General features: G+C 72.4%; 19 protein-coding genes. 9 read left to right on the forward strand and 10 right to left on the reverse strand.

The features are described 5' to 3' along the window. Positions 1-20 precede the first annotated feature (20 nt). From N912_RS54515 to N912_RS54520, 4 genes are read right to left on the reverse strand one after another with little or no spacing between them, the layout of a single operon-like run. Positions 21-866 carry an alpha/beta fold hydrolase gene (locus N912_RS54515; protein ID WP_211261378.1) on the reverse strand — a complete coding sequence of 282 codons (846 nt, stop codon included), beginning with the start codon at positions 864-866 and terminating at the stop codon, positions 21-23. Continuing rightward, complete coding sequence (locus N912_RS0125335) at positions 863-2,347, reverse strand: flavin-containing monooxygenase (protein ID WP_028924597.1); 1,485 nt, start codon at positions 2,345-2,347, stop codon at positions 863-865. The genes N912_RS54515 and N912_RS0125335 overlap by 4 nt, the downstream gene beginning before the upstream one ends. Further along, a complete protein-coding gene (locus tag N912_RS0125340; RefSeq protein WP_028924598.1) occupies positions 2,347-3,240 on the reverse strand; it encodes an AurF N-oxygenase family protein in 894 nt (297 codons plus the stop codon). Before N912_RS0125340 ends, N912_RS0125335 begins: the two co-directional genes overlap by 1 nt. After that, the gene (locus tag N912_RS54520; RefSeq protein WP_051580746.1) at positions 3,237-4,181 is read right to left on the reverse strand and encodes an SDR family NAD(P)-dependent oxidoreductase; all 945 of its coding nucleotides are present in this window, start codon (positions 4,179-4,181) and stop codon (positions 3,237-3,239) included. The genes N912_RS0125340 and N912_RS54520 overlap by 4 nt, the downstream gene beginning before the upstream one ends. A gap of 126 nt (positions 4,182-4,307) precedes the next feature. Between N912_RS54520 and N912_RS0125350 the strand changes: the two genes are divergently transcribed. The 3 genes from N912_RS0125350 to N912_RS0125360 are packed head-to-tail and all read left to right on the forward strand — an operon-like array spanning position 4,308 to position 7,169. Further along, positions 4,308-5,084 (forward strand): MerR family transcriptional regulator, encoded by a 777-nt coding sequence (locus N912_RS0125350; protein ID WP_028924599.1) that lies wholly within the window; start codon positions 4,308-4,310, stop codon positions 5,082-5,084. A 47-nt stretch (positions 5,085-5,131) separates the two neighbouring features. Beyond that, a complete protein-coding gene (locus N912_RS0125355; RefSeq protein ID WP_425415316.1) occupies positions 5,132-5,923 on the forward strand; it encodes an E3 ubiquitin ligase family protein in 792 nt (263 codons plus the stop codon). A 58-nt stretch (positions 5,924-5,981) separates the two neighbouring features. Beyond that, positions 5,982-7,169 carry a 4-hydroxybenzoate 3-monooxygenase gene (locus tag N912_RS0125360; RefSeq protein WP_037066339.1) on the forward strand — a complete coding sequence of 396 codons (1,188 nt, stop codon included), beginning with the start codon at positions 5,982-5,984 and terminating at the stop codon, positions 7,167-7,169. 63 nt (positions 7,170-7,232) lie between these two features. Here the strand turns inward: N912_RS0125360 and N912_RS0125365 are convergent, their stop codons facing one another. The 4 genes from N912_RS0125365 to N912_RS0125380 all read right to left on the reverse strand — a co-directional run bounded on the left by N912_RS0125365 (position 7,233) and on the right by N912_RS0125380 (position 10,778). Beyond that, a complete protein-coding gene (locus N912_RS0125365; protein WP_051580747.1) occupies positions 7,233-7,775 on the reverse strand; it encodes a Rieske (2Fe-2S) protein in 543 nt (180 codons plus the stop codon). A gap of 202 nt (positions 7,776-7,977) precedes the next feature. Continuing rightward, on the reverse strand, positions 7,978-8,994 hold the full coding sequence (locus N912_RS0125370; RefSeq protein WP_211261379.1) for an NADP-dependent oxidoreductase: 1,017 nt from the start codon (positions 8,992-8,994) through the stop codon (positions 7,978-7,980). A gap of 84 nt (positions 8,995-9,078) precedes the next feature. Beyond that, the gene (locus tag N912_RS0125375; RefSeq protein WP_028924604.1) at positions 9,079-9,447 is read right to left on the reverse strand and encodes a YciI family protein; all 369 of its coding nucleotides are present in this window, start codon (positions 9,445-9,447) and stop codon (positions 9,079-9,081) included. An 86-nt stretch (positions 9,448-9,533) separates the two neighbouring features. Then, positions 9,534-10,778 carry an NAD(P)/FAD-dependent oxidoreductase gene (locus N912_RS0125380; protein ID WP_028924605.1) on the reverse strand — a complete coding sequence of 415 codons (1,245 nt, stop codon included), beginning with the start codon at positions 10,776-10,778 and terminating at the stop codon, positions 9,534-9,536. A gap of 115 nt (positions 10,779-10,893) precedes the next feature. Here N912_RS0125380 and N912_RS63740 point away from each other — a divergent pair, with 115 nt between their 5' ends. Then, a complete protein-coding gene (locus N912_RS63740; RefSeq protein WP_211261380.1) occupies positions 10,894-11,058 on the forward strand; it encodes a GNAT family protein in 165 nt (54 codons plus the stop codon). Positions 11,059-11,071: 13 nt separating this feature from the next. Here the strand turns inward: N912_RS63740 and N912_RS0125390 are convergent, their stop codons facing one another. Continuing rightward, entirely contained in the window at positions 11,072-12,289 is a 1,218-nt protein-coding gene (locus N912_RS0125390) for an MFS transporter (protein ID WP_028924606.1), read from the reverse strand. Next, positions 12,286-13,197, reverse strand: a complete 912-nt coding sequence (locus N912_RS54525; protein WP_051580748.1) for an NAD-dependent epimerase/dehydratase family protein — start codon at positions 13,195-13,197, stop codon at positions 12,286-12,288. Before N912_RS54525 ends, N912_RS0125390 begins: the two co-directional genes overlap by 4 nt. 308 nt (positions 13,198-13,505) lie before the next feature. On the opposite strand from N912_RS54525, the gene N912_RS63745 reads away from it, so the two are divergent. From N912_RS63745 to N912_RS0125420, 5 genes are all read left to right on the forward strand, one after another. Further along, positions 13,506-14,120 (forward strand): bifunctional DNA primase/polymerase, encoded by a 615-nt coding sequence (locus N912_RS63745; protein WP_156993983.1) that lies wholly within the window; start codon positions 13,506-13,508, stop codon positions 14,118-14,120. A 286-nt stretch (positions 14,121-14,406) separates the two neighbouring features. Next, positions 14,407-15,615, forward strand: coding sequence for a DUF445 domain-containing protein (locus tag N912_RS0125405; protein WP_084211211.1), 1,209 nt, complete (start codon positions 14,407-14,409; stop codon positions 15,613-15,615). A 181-nt stretch (positions 15,616-15,796) separates the two neighbouring features. Beyond that, entirely contained in the window at positions 15,797-16,246 is a 450-nt protein-coding gene (locus N912_RS54535; RefSeq protein WP_064745379.1) for a helix-turn-helix domain-containing protein, read from the forward strand. A 77-nt stretch (positions 16,247-16,323) separates the two neighbouring features. Continuing rightward, positions 16,324-17,070: a hypothetical protein gene (locus N912_RS54540; RefSeq protein WP_051580769.1), complete on the forward strand. Its 747-nt coding sequence runs from the start codon at positions 16,324-16,326 to the stop codon at positions 17,068-17,070. A gap of 106 nt (positions 17,071-17,176) precedes the next feature. After that, positions 17,177-17,470: a DUF2516 family protein gene (locus N912_RS0125420; protein ID WP_084211181.1), complete on the forward strand. Its 294-nt coding sequence runs from the start codon at positions 17,177-17,179 to the stop codon at positions 17,468-17,470. Positions 17,471-17,540: the final 70 nt, after the last annotated feature.

The raw sequence follows: 17,540 nt of genomic DNA on the forward strand, positions 1-17,540 counted from the left end.
GCCATAGCGACCCTAGCCACTCACGGGGTGTCGGCGGCCACCTCGGTCGCGGGCGTCGCGGGCTCGGGCGTTGGCGGGTGGTCGGCCCGCTCGCAGGTGCGCAGGATCGTCCTGGCCACCAGCGCCGGGTCGTCGACCATCGGCACGTGCCCACAGCCGGGCAGCGTGACGTGGTGCGCCTCGGGCAGCAGCCGGGCCGCGCGCTGGGCCTGGCGCGCCGGCAGGATCCGGTCCCGCTCGGCCCAGGCGATGGTCAGCGGCACCGTCGGCGGCACGCCCGTCCAGGAGTAGCGGCGCCCGGCCCGCAGCGTCGCCCGGAACGCCGACGAGCCGCGCAGCGCGGCCAGGTCGCCCAGCGCGGTCATCCGGTCGATCCGCTCCGGGTGTTCGTACAGCACCCGCAGCGAGCTGGCCCGCAGCCGGGGGTTGTCCACGATCATCGAGTTGACGAACCTGGGGGCCAGCGCGCTGGCCCGCAGCGTGCGCAGGATGGACAGCGCGCGCGTCCGGTCCCGGGGGGTCCAGAAGCCGGCCGGGGACAGCGCCGTCGCCGAGGCCACCATGCCGCGCGACGCGGCCTCCACCGCCAGCAGCCCGCCCAGCGAGTTGCCGGCCAGGTGCGGACGCTCCAGGCCGAGCCCGGCGAACACCTCCGCCAGCACGTCCATGCTGGTCCCCACGTCGTGCGCGGACCCGGCCGGGAGCCCGGGGGAGAGCCCGAACCCCGGCAGGTCCAGCGCGATCACGTCATGCCGCTCGGCCAGCCGGTCCAGCACCGGCCGCCAGGCCTGCCAGCGGTGTCCGATGCCGTGCAGCAGTACCAGCGGGCTGCCGGAGCCCCGCCGCTCGTAGTTGACGGTGATCACGCCCGTACCTCCTCAACCGGCGAGCGCACCCGATCGCTCACCTCGTAGTCATCGGACCGGAAGCGCAGGTTCGCGGACAGCCGGGCCACCGACCAGGGCCAGTTAGCCACGTTATGTCCCGAACCGTCGAGGTAGTAGCTGGTACACCCACCAGCGTTATAAACGGTCGGTTCGAGTGCGGACGCCACCGCCTCGTTGTAGCGCCGGTGCACCTCGGGGCGGACCCGCAGCGCCGTCCAGCCGTTGCGGGCCATCGCGCCCACCGCGTCGGCCACGTAGCGGGCCTGCGCCTCGATGGTGCTCAGCACGGACGCATGCCCCGGCGCGATGTTCGGGCCGAGGAAGACGAACAGGTTCGGGAACCCGGCCAGCGTGGTGCCCAGGTACGCGCTCGGCGGCCGCCCCTCCCAGTGCGAGGCCAGGCTGCGGCCGTCGCCGTCGAACACGTAGCGCGCCACCGGCGGCGAGGCGACCTCGAACCCGGTACCGAAGATCACCGTGTCCACCTCGGCGGCCTCGCCGTCCGTACCTACCACCGCGTGCGGGGTGACAGACGCGGCGGCCGGGTGCACGCGGACGTGCGGGCGGCTCAGCGCCGGGTAGTAGTCGTTGGAGATCAGGATCCGCTTGCAGCCCAGGGTGAACCTCGGCGTCAGCGCCGCCCGCAGCTCCGGCGAGCGGACCTGGGCGTACAGGTGCAGCCTGGCCAGCCGCTGCACCCGGCGCATCAGCCGCTCGTGCCGGAACGCCACCCCGATCGCCTCGTGCGCGGCGTAGATCCCGAACCGAACCGCCCGCTCGGTGATGGGCGCGCGCTGGAACAGCATCCGTGCCGCCAGCGGGATCGGGAAGTCCAGCTTGGGCAGCACCCAGGACGGGGTGCGCTGGAAGACGTGCAGTTCGGCGACCTTGGACACGATCTCCGGGACGAACTGGATCGCGGACGCCCCGGTGCCGATCACCGCCACCCGCCGGCCGGTCAGGTCGTGGTCGTGGTTCCAGCGGGCGGAGTGGAACGCGGTCCCTGTGAAACGTTTCAACCCGGGCAGGGTGGGCGTGGTCGGCTCGTGCAGCGGGCCGGGCGCGGCGGCCAGTACGGACGCGGTGTAGCGCCCGTCGGTGGTGTCCACCAGCCAGCGGTGCGCGGTGGCGTCCCAGCGCGCCCCGGTCACCCGCACGCCGAACCGGATCTGGTCGTACACGCCGTGCCGGCGCGCGCTGGCCCGGAAGTAGCGCAGGATCTCCGGCTGCGGACTGTAGAACCGGCTCCAGAACGGGTTCGGGTCGAACGAGTACGAGTACCAGTGCGAGGGCACGTCACAGCCGCAGCCAGGGTAGGTGTTCTCCCGCCAGGTGCCGCCGACGTCGTCGCCCTTCTCCACCACCAGGTAGTCGGAGATGCCGGCGGCGCGCAGCGCGATGGCGGTGGCGATCCCGGACGGCCCCGCGCCGATCACCAGCACCCTTGGATCGCGGGTCATCAGGCCACCAGCCCGTGCGCCCGCCAGATCCGCCGCGACAGCGGCGTGACCAGCCCCAGCTCGGTGTACAGCGGCAGGAACCTGTCCACGCACTCCTGCATGACGGCCGTGGCGTGCGGGTTGCGGGCGGCCGCTCGGGTCGCCTCGCGTACGTCCAGGCCGGCGGCGGCGTACATCTCCGGCGTGCGGGTGGCCCGCGACACCAGCCCGACCCCGAACGCGACGGCCGCGCCCAGCGCCTCGCGCCGGATCCTCGGCAACCGGGGGATGAGCCGGAACAGCTCGTCGCGGGCGAACCGCATGTGCCGGGCCTCCTCCACGACGTGGATGCGGAAGATCTGCCGGCACAGCGGCTGGACGGACTCGTCGCGCATGCCCGCGCGCTGCAGCCCGTCGAAGATCTCCTCCACGAACAGCACGGCGACGAACGCCAGCGGCTCGGTGGAGAACGCGCGCAGCAGGTCGGTGGCGAACTTGTCGATCGGGTTGAACGCGTACGGCCCCCGGTCGAGCTTGTCCATCATCCGGGAGAACATGGTGGAGTGCCGGGTCTCGTCGCCGAGCTCGGTGAGCGCGTAGCGCAGGTGGTTCGAGCGGGCGTTCCAGCGCAGCGAGTGCCGCGCCAGCATCTGCATGAACACCGTCTCCACCCAGATGCCGAACGCGAGGTTGTTGGCCAGCTCGCAGCGGGTCAGCTCGATGCGGTGCGGGCGGCTCATCCGTTCCCACGGCTCGGTGCCGTACAGCGTGGACACCCGTTCCGGGAGGAAGAACGTGTCCTCGCGCCACGGCTCGTCCCAGGCCACGTCCACGGCCGGGTCGAAGCTGTGCTTCACCGAGGCGTCCAGCAGCTTGGCGGCGGTGACCTCGCGTTCGGGCACCGTACGGGTCATGACGTCCTCGATTCGTCGCGGGCCGGGCCGGCCGCCGGGTCGGGTGCCGGTGAGCCGCCGCCGAGCAGCCGGCGGGCCAGGCCCTCCAGCCCGGCCAGCGCCGGCTCGCTGCCCAACCGCGCGGCCAGCCGCATCAGCGGGGTGGCGAAGTGGTACGTCCCGTAGGCCAGCCAGGCGCCCGCCGTCACCGGCAGCACCGGCACGTCGTAACGCACCGCGAACGCGATCCGCCGCGCCACCAGCTCCGGCCCCGGTGCGAACCGCCCCGCCAGCTCGCGGGCTAGCCCGCCGCGCCGCTGCCCGTCCGCCGAGGTCAGTCCGACGAACGTGCTGGCGGCGTAGATGTTGGTGGCGATGAACCCCGGGCAGATCGCGCTCACCCCGACGTTGTGGTCGGCCATCTCCGCGCGCAGCGCCTCGGACAGCATGAGCACGGCGGCCTTGGTCGCCACGTACGCGGGCAGCAGCCGGCTCGGGATGAACGCCGCCGCACTGGCCACGTTGATCAAATGGCCGCGCCGCGCCGGCTCGGTGCGGTGCCGCTCGGCGAGCTGGCGTCCGAACACCCGGCAGCCGTGCACCACGCCCAGCAGGTTGACGTCCACCACCCGCCGCCAGTCCTCGGCGGTGTGCTCCAGGAACGGCCCGCCCATGCCGATGCCGGCGTTGTTCACCACCACGTCCGCCACGCCGTGCGACGCCCGTACCGAGGCCCCGAACCGCTCCCAGGCCTCCGGATCCGCCACGTCCAGCGCGTGCGCCTCCGCCCGTCCGGCCCCGTGCTGGCCGATCCGCAGCGCCGTCTCGCTGGCGGCGGCAAGGTCGATGTCCGCGCAGATCACCGTCGCACCGCCGCGCGCGAACTCCTCGGCGGTGGCCCGCCCGATCCCCGACCCGGCACCGGTGACCACCACCAGCTCCGGCCGCACCCGACCCGCCATGCCTCACCTCGCCGTGAATCAAGGCCTCAAGCCAGGCTGAATGTAACATTGCTCAATGGCACAGTGGTAGTACTAAGGTATCCCGCGCCCGCGCGCCACGAGCGTGACCGACCCCTCGGGGAGCCGATGTCCGAGTACCGCATCGACGAGTTGGCCCGGGTCGCCGGGACGACCAGCCGGAACGTGCGCGCCTACCAGGAGCGGGGGCTGCTGCCACCACCGCGCAAGCGGGGCCGGATCGGCATCTACACCGACACCCACCTGGCCCGGCTGCGCCTGATCACCTCCTTGCACGAGCGCGGCTACACGTCCGCGCAGATCACCGAGCTGATCACCAGCTGGGAACAGGGCCGCAACCTGGCCGAGGTGCTCGGGCTGGAGGAGGCGCTGAACAGCCCGTGGAGCGACGAGATCCCCACCTACCTGCCCACCGAGCAGGTCCGCGCGTTCCTGGCCGGCCGCTCGGGGACCGGAGAAGGCGGCCTGGACGACGAGCCCGAGCTGTTCGACCGGATCGTCAAGCTGGGCCTGCTCAAGCCGGACGGCGACCAGTGCCTGGTGCCTAGCCCGCAGTTGATCACCATCGTGGCCGAGCTGTTGAGCAGGGGCTTCCGGCTGGCCGACCTGCTGTCGCTGCACGAGGCGATCGCCCCGGCCATCGACGACGTGGCCAGGCGGATGGTGGAGGCCGGCGCGGCGCGGCTGATCGAGGAGCACGGCGCCGCCTGGTTGCCCAGGGGCGGTGAGGTCGGCGAGGCCACCGAGCTGCTGCACCGGCTGCGCCAGCTGGCCACCTCCTCGGTCCAGAGCCTGCTCGCGCACTCCCTGGAACGCCACGTTGCGGACGTGATGGGCGAGCACCTGGCCCGGGTGATCAAGCAGAACCACCCGAATATCGGGTAGGTCCCCGACCTCACCTGTGCGCTAGCTTGGCGTCAGGGGGGCTCAACATGGCTTTGTGGATCACGGGTTTGGTCGTGATCGCCGTCGGGGCGATCGGGTTCTACTTCATGCGACGCACCAGGCGCGAGCTGCACGCGATGATCGGCACGGAGACGCTGTCGATTCCGGAGCTGGAGCGGCTGCGGGGCATCTCCGACGAGGTCGGGGCGAGGGGCGGGTTCCGCAAGATCGCCGAGGTGGTCGGCGCGGCCCACCCTCGGCCGGAGGGGCCGCTGGTCGCGGAGCTGTCGAAGAGCGAGTGCGTCTGGTACAGCTTCGAGGTCCTCCGTCAGTACGAGGACACCGAGTACCGCGACGGCGAGCGCCACACCGTCCGCCGGTCCGAACGGGTCGCCGGGCACACGTCGTGGGAGGGCTACGCCGTCATCGACGAGCAGGGCCGCACCATCGGCGTCGACCCGAACGGCACCGGGCCGGACGGCGCGGAGCAGACCGTCAGCCGGTTCGAGCCCTACCAGGGCCAGCAGGAACGCGTCGAGCTGTTCGGCATCAAGATCCCTGGCTTCCTGACCGGCAACAACAGCAGCACGATCGGCTACGAGTACAAGGAGTGGGTGATCCGGCCGGGCCGGCGGCTGTACATCCTCGGCGAGGTGCACGACAAGATCGGCCCGCTGGTGGTCGCGAAGCCGGAGGGCGGCGGCCACTTCATCATCTCCACGCGCACCGAGCAGGAGCTGCGCGCCTCGCGTGAGAAGCGGCACAGGTACCTGTCCATCGGCGTCATCGCGGCCGTGGTCATCGGCGCCGGGCTCGTCATCGGCGGACTCGCTATCTAGGCGAGGGGTTTCCGTTCAGCGGAAGGCTGATGGTCGCGCCGGCGGGCGGGCACCGAAGATGACCGGCGTGGAACGCACTCAGGTCGCGATCATCGGCGCCGGGCCGGCCGGGCTGCTGCTGGCGCATCTGCTGGCCGCCGACGGCATCGACGCGGTGGTGCTGGAGGCGCGGTCGCGGGCGTACGTGGAGCAGCGGGTACGGGCGGGGGTGTGCGAGCACCCGACCGTCGAGCTGCTCCGCTCGCTGGGGCTGGCGGACCGGCTGGACCGCGAGGGCCTCCCGCACGAAGGCCTGTCGCTGCGCTTCGACCGCGCCGACCACCGCATCGACCTGCACGCGCTGACCGGCAAGACGATCACCGTGTACGGCCAGCAGGAGCTGGTGAAGGACCTGATCGCGGCCCGGCTGGCCACCGGGGCGGGCATCGAGTTCGAGGCCGCCGACGTGGCGCTGCACGACCTGGCCACCGACTCGCCCCGCGTGACCTGGACCGACGTCGACGGCGGCCGGCACGAGCTGCGCTGCGACGCGGTCGCCGGCTGCGACGGGTTCCACGGCGTGAGCCGTCCGTCCATCCCGTCCGACGCGATCACCCTGCACAACCACGACTACCCGTTCGCCTGGCTGGGCGTGCTGGCCAAGACGCCGCCGTCGTCCCACGAACTGATCTACGCCCGGCACGCGCGCGGGTTCGCGCTGCACAGCATGCGCTCGCCGGAGGTGACCCGGCTGTACCTGCAGGTGCCCCCGGACGAGACGCTGGACGGCTGGTCGGACGCGCGGATCTGGGACGAGCTGGCGACGCGGCTGGAGGTGGACGGCCCGTTCACCCTGCGCGAGGGGCCGGTGCTGGAGAAGGGCATCTCCCCGATGCGCGGCTTCGTGGCCGAGCCGATGCGCTACGGCCGGCTGTTCCTGGCCGGCGACGCCGCGCACATCGTGCCGCCGACCGGGGCAAAGGGCATGAACCTGGCCATGGCCGACGTGTACCGGCTGGCCCCGGCGCTGGTCGCGCTGCTGCGGCAGGGGCGCGCCGAGCTGGCCGACGGCTACTCCGAGCGGTGCCTGCGCCGGGTCTGGCGCGCCGAGCACTTCTCCTACTTCATGACGACGATGCTGCACCGCGCGCCCGACGTCGACCCGTTCCTCGACCAGCTGCAGCTCTCCCAGCTGCGGTACGTGACCGGCTCGACGGCGGCCGCCACCGGCCTGGCGGAGAACTACGTGGGCCTGCCGCTCGACTGAGACCCGACCGCGGCCCGCCGGGGTGCGTCTCGGCTCGCGGCCGTTTCCGCACCCCGGCGGCCGTCAGGTCAGCCGCAGCGTGCCGCCGTCCGCCTTGACCTGCTTGGCGGCGAGGCCCGTCTTGGCCGGCCCGTCCTGGACCGAGCCGTTGTTGACGTCGAACTTGCTGTCGTGGCACGGGCACTCGATCGACCCGTTGGCCACCTTGTTCACCGCGCAGCCCTTGTGCGGGCAGACCGCCGAGAACGCCTTGAACTGGCCGGCCGTCGGCTGGGTCACCACTACCTTCTGGGCGGCGAACACCTTCCCGCCGCCCACCGGAACCGAGCTCACCGGCCCCAGTGGCGTGCCGCCCCCCTGAGCCGGGGCCGGGGCGGCCGGGGCGCCGGTGTTCGGCGCACCCTCCGCGGCGGGCGGGGCCGCGCCGGCGGCGGGCTGGCTCGGCGCGTCCGAGGCCTTGTCGGCCGGTGGCGTGTAGGTGGAACAGCCCGCGGCCACCAGTGCGGCCGATGCGGTGGCTACGCCACCCGCGGCCAGCGCGGCGCGTCTGCTCAGCGGGCCGTTGCCGGCCTCGGCCAGGGCATCCGCCGTGGTGTGGTCGCTCACAAAATCCCTCATTCCTTGTCGTTTTCCGTGGTGGGAACGCTCGGGTCACGGTGGTCACAGGTGCACGCCCGGCCTGCCGAGGTGGCACATTTTCACGGGGAGCAGCCACGGCGCGACCAAATTCGTGAATACCAGACCGGCCAACGGCGCCGCCGCCCGCCTCGACGAGCCGACACGATCCAGCGGTGGCCGGTGGGCCGGTTCAGGCGATCTGGAGCACCAGCTTGCCGACGTTTTCGCCCCGGAACAGTCGCAACAGCGTGGCCGGGAAGTCCGCCACCGAGCCCGTCACCACGTCCTCCTTCGACCGCAGCCGGCCCTCGCGCAGCCAGCCGGCGATCTCGGCGGCCGCCTCGGCGTACCTGTCGGCGAAGTCGAAGACGATGAAGCCCTCCATCCGCGCCCGGTTCACCAGCAGGCTCAGGTAGTTCGTCGGTCCGGCCACCCGCTCCCTGCTGTTGTACTGGCTGATCGCGCCGCAGAGCACCACCCGCGCGCCCCGGGAGATCCGGGTCAGCCCGGCGTCGAGCACCTCGCCGCCGACGTTGTCGAAGAACACCTGCACGCCGTCCGGGGTCGCCTCGCGCAGCCGGCGGGCCAGCCCCTCCTCGCGGTAGTCCAGTGCGGCGTCGAAGCCCAGCTCGTCGGTGAGCAGTGCGCACTTCGCCGCCCCGCCCGCGATCCCGACCACCCGGCAGCCCCTGATCTTCGCCAGCTGACCGACCATGGTGCCCACCGCGCCGGCCGCCCCGGACACCAGCACGGTGTCCCCCTGCTTCGCCGCGCCGACGTCGAACAGCCCGAAGTACGCGGTCATCCCGGTCATGCCCAGCGCGGCGAGGTAGGTGGACATCGGCGCGGCGGACGGGTCAACCGCGAGCAGCCCCCGGCCGTCGGACAGCGCGTACTCCTGCACCCCGAACATGCCCGACACGTGCGTGCCGACCGGGAAGTCGGGGTGGCTGGACGCGACCACCTCGCCGGCACCGAGCGCGCGCATCACCTCGTTCAGCCCGACCGGAGGGACGTAGGACGGGCGGTCGTCCATCCAGCCGCGCATCGCCGGGTCCAGCGAGATGTGCGACACCCGCACCACCAGCTGCCCCTCGCCCGGCTCGGCGACCGGCTCCTCGGTGTGCGCCCACACGTCCGGCGTGGGCGTGCCCGTCGGCCGGGCGGCCAGCCGCACCTGGTGGTTGGTCGCGTCGGTAGTCGTCACCGGTGGTCCCCGATCGTTGCGCGCGGTCGAGGCCGATCCTCGACCAGCCGGCGACCGCGCGCAAGATCGCCTAGCCCGGCCGGGTCAGGCTGGCCCGGGCAGCTCGTCGAACTCGACGACCTGCCGCACCTCGACCTCGACCTCCTCGAACAGGTCGGCGTAGCGCCGGGCGTACGCCACGGCCGCCGCCCGGTCCTCGGCGTTGATCAGCGCGAACCCGCCGATGACCTCCTTGGCCTCGGTGAACGGCCCGTCGGTCACCTTGATCGCCCCATCCCGGGGCTTGCGGACCAGCGAACCCATCTCGGACGGGTGCACGCCCTCGGCCGTGATCAGGATGCCCTTGTCGATCGAGTCCTGGATGAACGCGCCCATCTTCTCGATGAACTCCTGGCTCGGGTTCCAGGCCTCCGGGACGCGCTCGTCGAGCCTGTGCATCATCAGAAACCGCATTGTGCTGCTCCTTACGTTGTCGTGGGACGTCACGGACCCGTCGAACGGGCGCGCGCCGTTTCGACACGCTCAGCGGTTTCGACAACTCAGCGCAACGGGTCGAACGGGGCGAGCTCGGCGGGACGGTAGCCGGTCGTGATCAGCTCGGTGAGGAGCTGGCCGGTGACCGGCCCGAGCGTGATGCCCCACATGCCGTGGCCGCCGGCGACGAATACCCGCGCCGCGCGGGTGCGGCCGATCAGCGGCAGGCCGTCCGGCGTGCACGGGCGCCCTCCCACCCACTCGTCCTCGCGCGCGTCCAGGTCGGCGCCGGTCAGCATCGGCCGCACCGCCTCGGTGATCGCGTGCACCCGGCGCGGGTCCAGCGGCGCGTTCGGCGGGCGGAACTCCATCATGCCGGCGATCCGCAGCCGGTCACCGACCGGCGTACAGGCCACCCGCTGGCCCGGGAAGTACAGCGGGCCGGACGGCAGCTTCTCGACCGGGACGCTGAAGCTGTAGCCCCGGCCGGCCTGCACTGTCGTGCGCACCCCGAACGGCCGGGCCAGCTCGCCCAGCCAGGCGCCGGTGGCGATCACCACCGCGTCGAACGTCTCGACCTGGGCGCCGGCCTGGACGTCGACGACCGTGCCCCGGTCCCGGATGCCGGTGACGCCCACGCCGTCGCGGACCTCGCCGCCCGCGCCGCGCACCGCCTCGGCCAGCGCGGCCAGGTACTCGCCGGGGTTGATGAACCGCTGGCCGCGCAGGGCCACGCCGGTGACCACCCGGTCGGACAGCGCGGGCTCGCGGCCTCGGGCGGCGTCGCCGGTGAGCACCTCGTACTCGACCTCCTGGCCGCCGGCCCTCATCTGGTCGTACTCGGCGATGAGGTGGTCGGCGTCGGCGGTGGTGGCGAACGCGGCCAGGATGTCCGCCTCGGTTCCCGGGCCGCCCACCCCGGCCGCGGCGAGCGCGTCGAAGCCGGCCAGCGCGCGCCGGTTGAGCCCGACCAGGGCGGTCAGCGCCCGGCGCCAGGCCGGGTGCGTGCAGTGCCTGACGAACCCGGCCATGAACGCCAGCAGCCGTGGGTCCGGCCGGGGCGGCACGTAGACCGGCGAGGACGGGCTGACCATCGCGCGCAGCCCGTAGCGCAGCACCGCCGGATCGGGCAGCGGCACCACCTTGGACGGCGACAGCCACCCCGCGTTGCCCCACGACGACCCGGCGGCCACCCCCACCCGGTCCAGCACCGTGACCGCCACACCCCGTTGCCGCAGGAACCACGCCGTGGCCAGCCCGACCATGCCGGCGCCGATCACCGCTACCCGCTCCGGCGTGGGGTTCGTCACCGCTGTCTCCCTTCGCTGGCGTCCTCTGGACCCGAGCGTATGCGGAGATCTCGAACTGGCCTGGTGGAAATCTGGTCAGATGGCGCTACCGGATTGCCACTTGACTTCGCGAGCCTTGGGCTCAGACGACCTGTGCACGGTGCCCGAGGCGCGCGGCCAGGGGCACGCCGGCGCGCTGCTGCGGTGGGTGGACGAGGAGGCCCAGCGGCATGCCGCGCACCGCCGCTACCTCACCTCCGGGTTCCACATCCCGGCGCTGCACTTCGGGAAGTCGGTGTGACGAAAAGCCCGACTCACCCTGACGAAAGTCCCGACTCGCGGGTGGGTGGGGGGACGGACGTGGCGAGGGCGGCGGCGGAGGCCAGGGCGGTGAGGGCGGCGAGCAGTACGAAGGCGGTTGGGTAGCTGCCGAGCCACTCCGCCACGTAGGCGCCGCCGGCGGGGGCCAGGGCTATCGCGGCGGTGATGGGGGCGGAGAAGACACCGTTCACCCGGCCGAACGCGCGGGTTCCCCAGCGGTCGGCGACCGCGGAGGCCTGGAGCAGGGTGTGGGCGCCTCGGGCGGCGCCGGCCAGGACGGTGAGCACGATGAGGGCGGACGCCGGGCCGGGGAGCAGGCCGATGGCGGCCACGCACAGCGCCGCGGCGGCGGGGATCACCGCCGTGCGGACCGCGACCGGCGAGCGGCGGGCCAGCGGCGCGTACCCGAACCGGCCGAGCACCTGCCCCACCCCGACCAGCCCGAGCGCCCAGGCCCCGAATTCCGTGCCGTACCCGCGCGCGGTGAGCAGCGGCACCAGGTTGATCGTGGCCGCGTAGCTGCCGAAGCCGGTCACCGTCATCACGGCGACCAGCACCAGGAACGGCCGGCTGCGCACCACCGCGCCGCTGTGCGCCCTGTCTTCGTCGCGAGCGTGGGCTCGGGCATGACGCGAGCCCGGCCACGGCGGGGTCAGGCACAGCGCGTGCAGCGGCACGGTGACCACCAGCAGCACCCCGGCCAGCACCAGGTACGCCTGCCGCCAGCTCAGACCGCCGAGCAGCGCCGCGGTGAGCGGGGCGAACACCGTGCTGGACAGGCCGGCGACCAGGGTCAGCGCGGTCAGCGCCCGGATCCGTCCGGACTCGGGGTACCAGCCGGTGAGGGCGGCGAACGCGGGCGGATAGAGGGTGGCCGCCTGCGCCACCCCGGCCACCGCCCAGGCCAGGTAGAACAGGCCCAGGGTGGGTGCGGCGGCCAGTGCGAGCACGGACAGCACGCCCAGCACCGAGCCCGACGTCATCACCGCCCTCGGCCCCCGGCTGTCGATCAGGCGCCCGACCGGCACCGCCCCCACCGCGGACACCAGCGCGCCGGTGGAGAACGCCCCGATCGCCTCCGCGGTGCTCCAGCCGGTGTCGGCGGTCAGGTCGGCGAGCATGACCGGGAAGGCGTAGTACAGCACGCCCCAGCTGGTCACCTCGGTGACGCACAGCGCGAGCAGTGCGGTACGCAGGCCGGCCGCTCTCACCGACGGTCGGTCAGCCAGCTCGCGGTGCGCGCCAGTCCGTCGGCCAGCCCGCTCGGCGCGAACCCGAGCGCGCGGGCGCCGGCGTCGCGCACCCGCACCGGCCCGAGCTTGCCGTACACCTCCGAGCGGCGGGCGAACGTCCCCGCGCCGGCGCCCAGCGAGGACCCCGCCGGCAGCACCCGGACCCGGTGCGGGCTGCCCACCAGCTCGGCGTACCTGTGCAGCACCGCGCCGAAGCCGGCCACCTCGCCGCACAACACGTACCGCCGCCCCGGCTCGCCGCGCTCGTAGGCCAGCAGGTGCCCGAGCGCCACGTCCTCGGCCAGCACCCAGCCCATGTCGGTGTCCACCACCGCGTCCACCTCGCCGGCGGCCGCCGCCGCGAACAGGGCGTTGTAGCTGGCCGGCCCGGCCGGGCTGGGCCCGTAGATGCTCACCGGGTTGACCACCACGGCCTCGATCCCGCGAGTGGCCAGCACCAGCCGTTCCGCCTCCGACTTGGTCACCGAGTACGGGTCGGTCATCGCCGTCGAACCGCCGGAAGCCTCGTCCACCAGCCCGTCCGCGCCCACGATGGCCGCGGCGCTGCTGGTGTGGACGAACCGCCGCACGCCCGCCTGGATGGCCGCCGCGAGCACCGCCTCGGTTCCCGCCACGTTCAGCCGCCGCTGTTCCTCCAGGCCCCCGCCCACCGACGCGGCCAGGTGGAACACAGCGTCGCAACCGCTCACCGCCCGGCGCAGCGAGGCCGGATCCGCCAGGTCCGCGACCACCGGTTCCACCCCGTCCGGCAGCGCCGCCGCCCGCCGTTCCGACCGAACCACCGCCCTGACCTGCATGTTCCGTCTCCGCAGCAGCTCGACCAACGCCGAGCCCAGGTACCCCGTCCCTCCGGTGATCAGCAGCATCTGCTCATCCTGGCGCGCACGTGAAGCTGCCGCCCGACAGACGGGCGGTCGGACGAGCCCCGCGCCACCGAATGGAGTAGCCGCCGACCCACGGACAGCAGCCGGTCATCTGGAGGTCACGGGGGAGTCACCGTTGAGGTATTGACAACATCTCCACTCGACTCGACGTCACGTCCAGTGAGCGCTCCCACCCCCGAAGTACGCACCACTGGCCAAGTTGATGTGTTGTTATTCACAGGAGTCACAACGAATGTGACAGCGAAGCGAATGTGAGGCCAGCAATGTCGTGGTGGAACAGTTCCCCCGCCGTGTACGGGGCGGAGCTGAGGGCCGGAGCTCTGTGTCTGGTCGACCACGGCTGGCCGGTGGTGCCCGGCACCTGGTCACGGGGCGAGGGATGGTGCGGGCCGGAGTCACCGGCCGCCGCGAACCTCCCGGTCCCGGTCCGGGGCGCGGTCTCCAGCAGCGACCCGGCCGTGGTGGCCGAATGGTGGGCGCAGGCGCCGTTCTCGGTGCTGCTGACCACCGGCGAGGTGCTGGACGTGCTCGAGGTGCCGGCGTGGATGGGCCGTCGGATGACGGTCATGTTGCGCTCGGTCGACGTGGTCGTCCCGCTGGCGGCCACGCCGACCGGGCGTTGGTGGTTCCCGGTCACCCCGGGCGGGTCCGACCTGCCCGACGAGGTGGCCGGCACGGACGCGATCCTGCACGGCGTGGGCTCCTGGGTGCTCGCCCCGCCGTCGGAATGCGCGGACGGGCTCGTGCATTGGCGGGTACACCCGGCCAGCTGCGGCTGGCGGTTGCCCGCGTCGAACCTGGTGTATGGCGCTGCCGCCGAAGCAGTGAGGTGGCGCGCCAGCGAGGGGGACGACCGGTCGGTGGCCCAGCGGCCGGCCGGCGTCGCCTCTGGCGTGCGGTCCTGACGTCGTTTGCAACCAGCCTCCCGGCTACGACATCGGTGACCGCGAGCCACTCGCAAGGGCCTTGTGCCCCGCTGCTGCGCCCGTCGGGGCGCGCCGGGGCAGGCCCGTGCGACTCGGCCGGGGTTGGTGGTCCGCCCGCCACCAACCCCGGCCGGTCACAAACCTTGCCTGAGACTCCAGGCACTATGGATACGTGCGCCCACAGCTAGCGGAGCGAGAGACCGGGCTGACCCCGGTCGGCTTGGACCCGCTGGACACCGAGTCCAAGCGCCGCGACCTGCGCCGGATGAAGCTGGTGGCCACCGGGTTCCTGGTCGGCGCCACGGTGGTCTTCCTGGCCACGCACTGGTGGCTGTCCCGGGGCGGCCCCGGTTGGGTCGGATACGTCAAGGCCGCCGCCGAGGCCGGCATGGTCGGCGCGCTGGCCGACTGGTTCGCGGTGACCGCCCTGTTCCGCCGCCCGCTGGGCCTGCCGATCCCGCACACCGCGATCATCCCGACCAAGAAGGACCAGATCGGCGACAGCCTCGGCGACTTCGTGGGCAGCAATTTCCTCGCCGAGGAGGTCGTGCGCGACAAGCTCCACCGCACCGAGCTGCCCCGCCGCATCGGCGGCTGGCTGGCCGAGCCCGCGAACGCCGAACGGGTCACCGCCGAACTGGCCACCGCCGTCCGGGGTGCCGTCACCGTGCTGCGCGACGAGGACGTCCAGGAGGTCGTCGAACAGGTCGTGGTCCGCCAGCTGATGAGCCAGCAGTGGGGGCCGCCGCTGGGCAAGGTGCTCGAAGGCGTGCTCGCCGACGGCACCCACCACCGCCTGGTCGACCTGGTCTGCGACCGGGCCTACGACTGGGTCCGCGCCAACCACGACCTGGTCATGCGCGTGGTCGCCGACCACGCCCCCACCTGGTCGCCCCGGTTCGTCGACGCGATGATCGCGGACAAGGTGTTCAGCGAGGTCCTGGCCTTCGCCTGGGCCGTCAAGACCGACCCCGAGCACCCGATGCGCAAGGCCGTGGACAAGTTCCTGGTCGAGTTCGCCCACGACCTGCAGCACGACCCGGCCACCATCGACCGCGCCGAGTCGATCAAGCACCAGTTCGTCGAGCACCCCGACGTCCAGCGCCTGATCGGCAAGGCCTGGACCACCATCAAGACCATGATCCTGGACGCCGCCGCCGACCCGTCCAGCGCGCTGCGCCGCCGGGTCGCCGAGGGCCTCGCCGGCCTGGGCCAGCGCCTGCACACCGACGCCGAGTTCCGCGCCAAGTTCGACGGCTGGCTCGAAGACGCCGCCGGCTACGTGGTCCGCCACTACCGCAAGGAGATCACCACCCTGATCACCGACACGGTGGCCCGCTGGGACGCCCAGGAAACGTCCCGCAAGGTCGAGCTCCAGGTCGGCCGCGACCTCCAGTTCATCCGCATCAACGGCACGGTCGTAGGTTCCCTCGCCGGCCTAGTCATCTACGCCGTCTCCCAAATGATCACGTGACCCAGGCGGGTCCGCGAGTCGGGGATTTTGTCAGGGTGAGTCGGGGTATCTGTCAGACCCGGCCGTGACCGTGGCGAAGGCCACTCGACGGGGTGCAAGCAGAGCGCTTGCTAGAGCTAGCACATTGAGCTACCTTGGGTATCGGTAAGAACAAACGACGCCGGTCGGGGAGGTGGTCGAGATGGGCAAGCCCGAGTCCAACCGGGCCGAACAGGTCGGCCACACCGTCGGGCAGGCGGTCGAGGAGATCGGCGAGTACATCCGCCAGCAGCGCGAAGGCGCGCAGGTCTCGCTCCGCCAGCTCGCCAAGCTGGCCGGCGTCAGCAACCCCTACCTCAGCCAGGTCGAGCGGGGGTTGCGCAAGCCGTCGGCGGAGATCCTGCAGCAGATCGCCAAGGGCCTGCGGATCTCGGCGGAGGCGCTCTACGTCAGGGCCGGGATCCTGGAACGGCGGCCCGCCAGCGCGGTGACCGACGCCGTGCTCGCCGACACGGAGCTCACCGAGCGGCAGAAGCAGGTGCTGCTCGACATCTACCAGTCGTTCCGTCGGGAGAACGAACAGTCCCGCCCGGCCGACTGGTCGAAGGTCGTCGACCCGGTCGACGGCCTCGCCGACAAGCCAGAGCACTAGCCAGCCAGAACAACGTCTACCGGAACGCCCGACAGGGGCGCTCCGGCGATACAACCACCCCAGAAAAGGTGATCATCATGGCCGCATCGCTGCCGACATCGGCCGACGTGCGCAAGGTTCGCGCGCAGGCCACCAAGGCCGTCAACACCCAGTTCGACCTGGTCCGCACCCCGCTGCTGGCCTGGCTCGGCGCCGGTGACCTCGCCGTGAACAAGGTCAACGACGCGGTTGCCAAGGCCCGCACCCGCGCCACCGAGCGCCAGAAGGCCGCCCGGACGCGCGCGGAGAAGCTGCAGGACCAGCTGGCCGAGCTGCCCACCGAGCTGCGCGAGCGGTTCGAGTCGGAGCGCGGCAGGCTCACCGGCGACGAGCTGCGCAAGCGCGTCGACGAGGTGACCGAGCGCGCCCGCAAGGCCTACACCGAGCTGGCCGACCGGGGCGAGGACACCCTGGAGCGGCTGCGCCGTGAGCCGAGGGTCGCGCGGTTCATCAGCGCCGTCGAGGACGCCAGCGAGAAGCTCGACAAGCGAGTGGACCGGGTCGTCGACGACGTGCACGACGCCGGCGAGGAGGTGCTCGGCCGGGTGAGCGGCCAGACCCGCTCGGTGGGCGAGCGGGCCGCCCGCGCCACCCAGCGAGTGGCCGCCGACGCCGCCGAGAAGGCGTCCGAGGCGGGCGCCGACGTGGCCGAGGCCGTTCGGGAGACCGGTGACGAGGTGGCGCACACCACCCGCAGCACCACCCGGAAGGCCGCCAACCGGACCGCTCCGCGCAAGCAGTCGACCGCTCGCCGTGCAACCAACGGCAGCGGCGGCTCCAAGTAAAACCGCTGCTCAACAGGGCCGGACCCGGGTGTCGCACGCACCCGGGTCCGGCCCGTTTCGGTGGCGGAGAGTGTCCCGAACCGCCAACCGGACGTAGTCTTACCAGGTGGAGCTGCTCAGGTACCTGGACTTCTACATCAACCAGGCGATATGGATCGTCGGCATACCCGTCGGCGCGTGGGCGTTCATCGACGCGCTGCGGTCCCGGCCCGACGCGTTCACGGCAGCCGACAAGCTCACCAAGCCGGCCTGGCTGGCGATCACCGGAATCGGCCTGCTGGTACTGGTGTTGTGCAGGGGTCCGATGACCCTGTTCTGGGTGGCCGGCCTGATCGCGGCGCTGGTGTACCTCGTCGACGTCCGGCCGGTCCTGATCGAGGTCCAGGGCGGCCGCAGGTAGTTCCCCGTTCAGCCCTGAGCGGACAAGGCTCAACTTCCCTGCTCCGTGCGGAATGAGTTCCGGTTGTCCC

Origin of the sequence: Actinospineispora acaciae DSM 45401, assembly GCF_000620785.1 — a bacterium.
Lineage (GTDB): Bacteria > Actinomycetota > Actinomycetes > Mycobacteriales > Pseudonocardiaceae > Pseudonocardia > Pseudonocardia acaciae.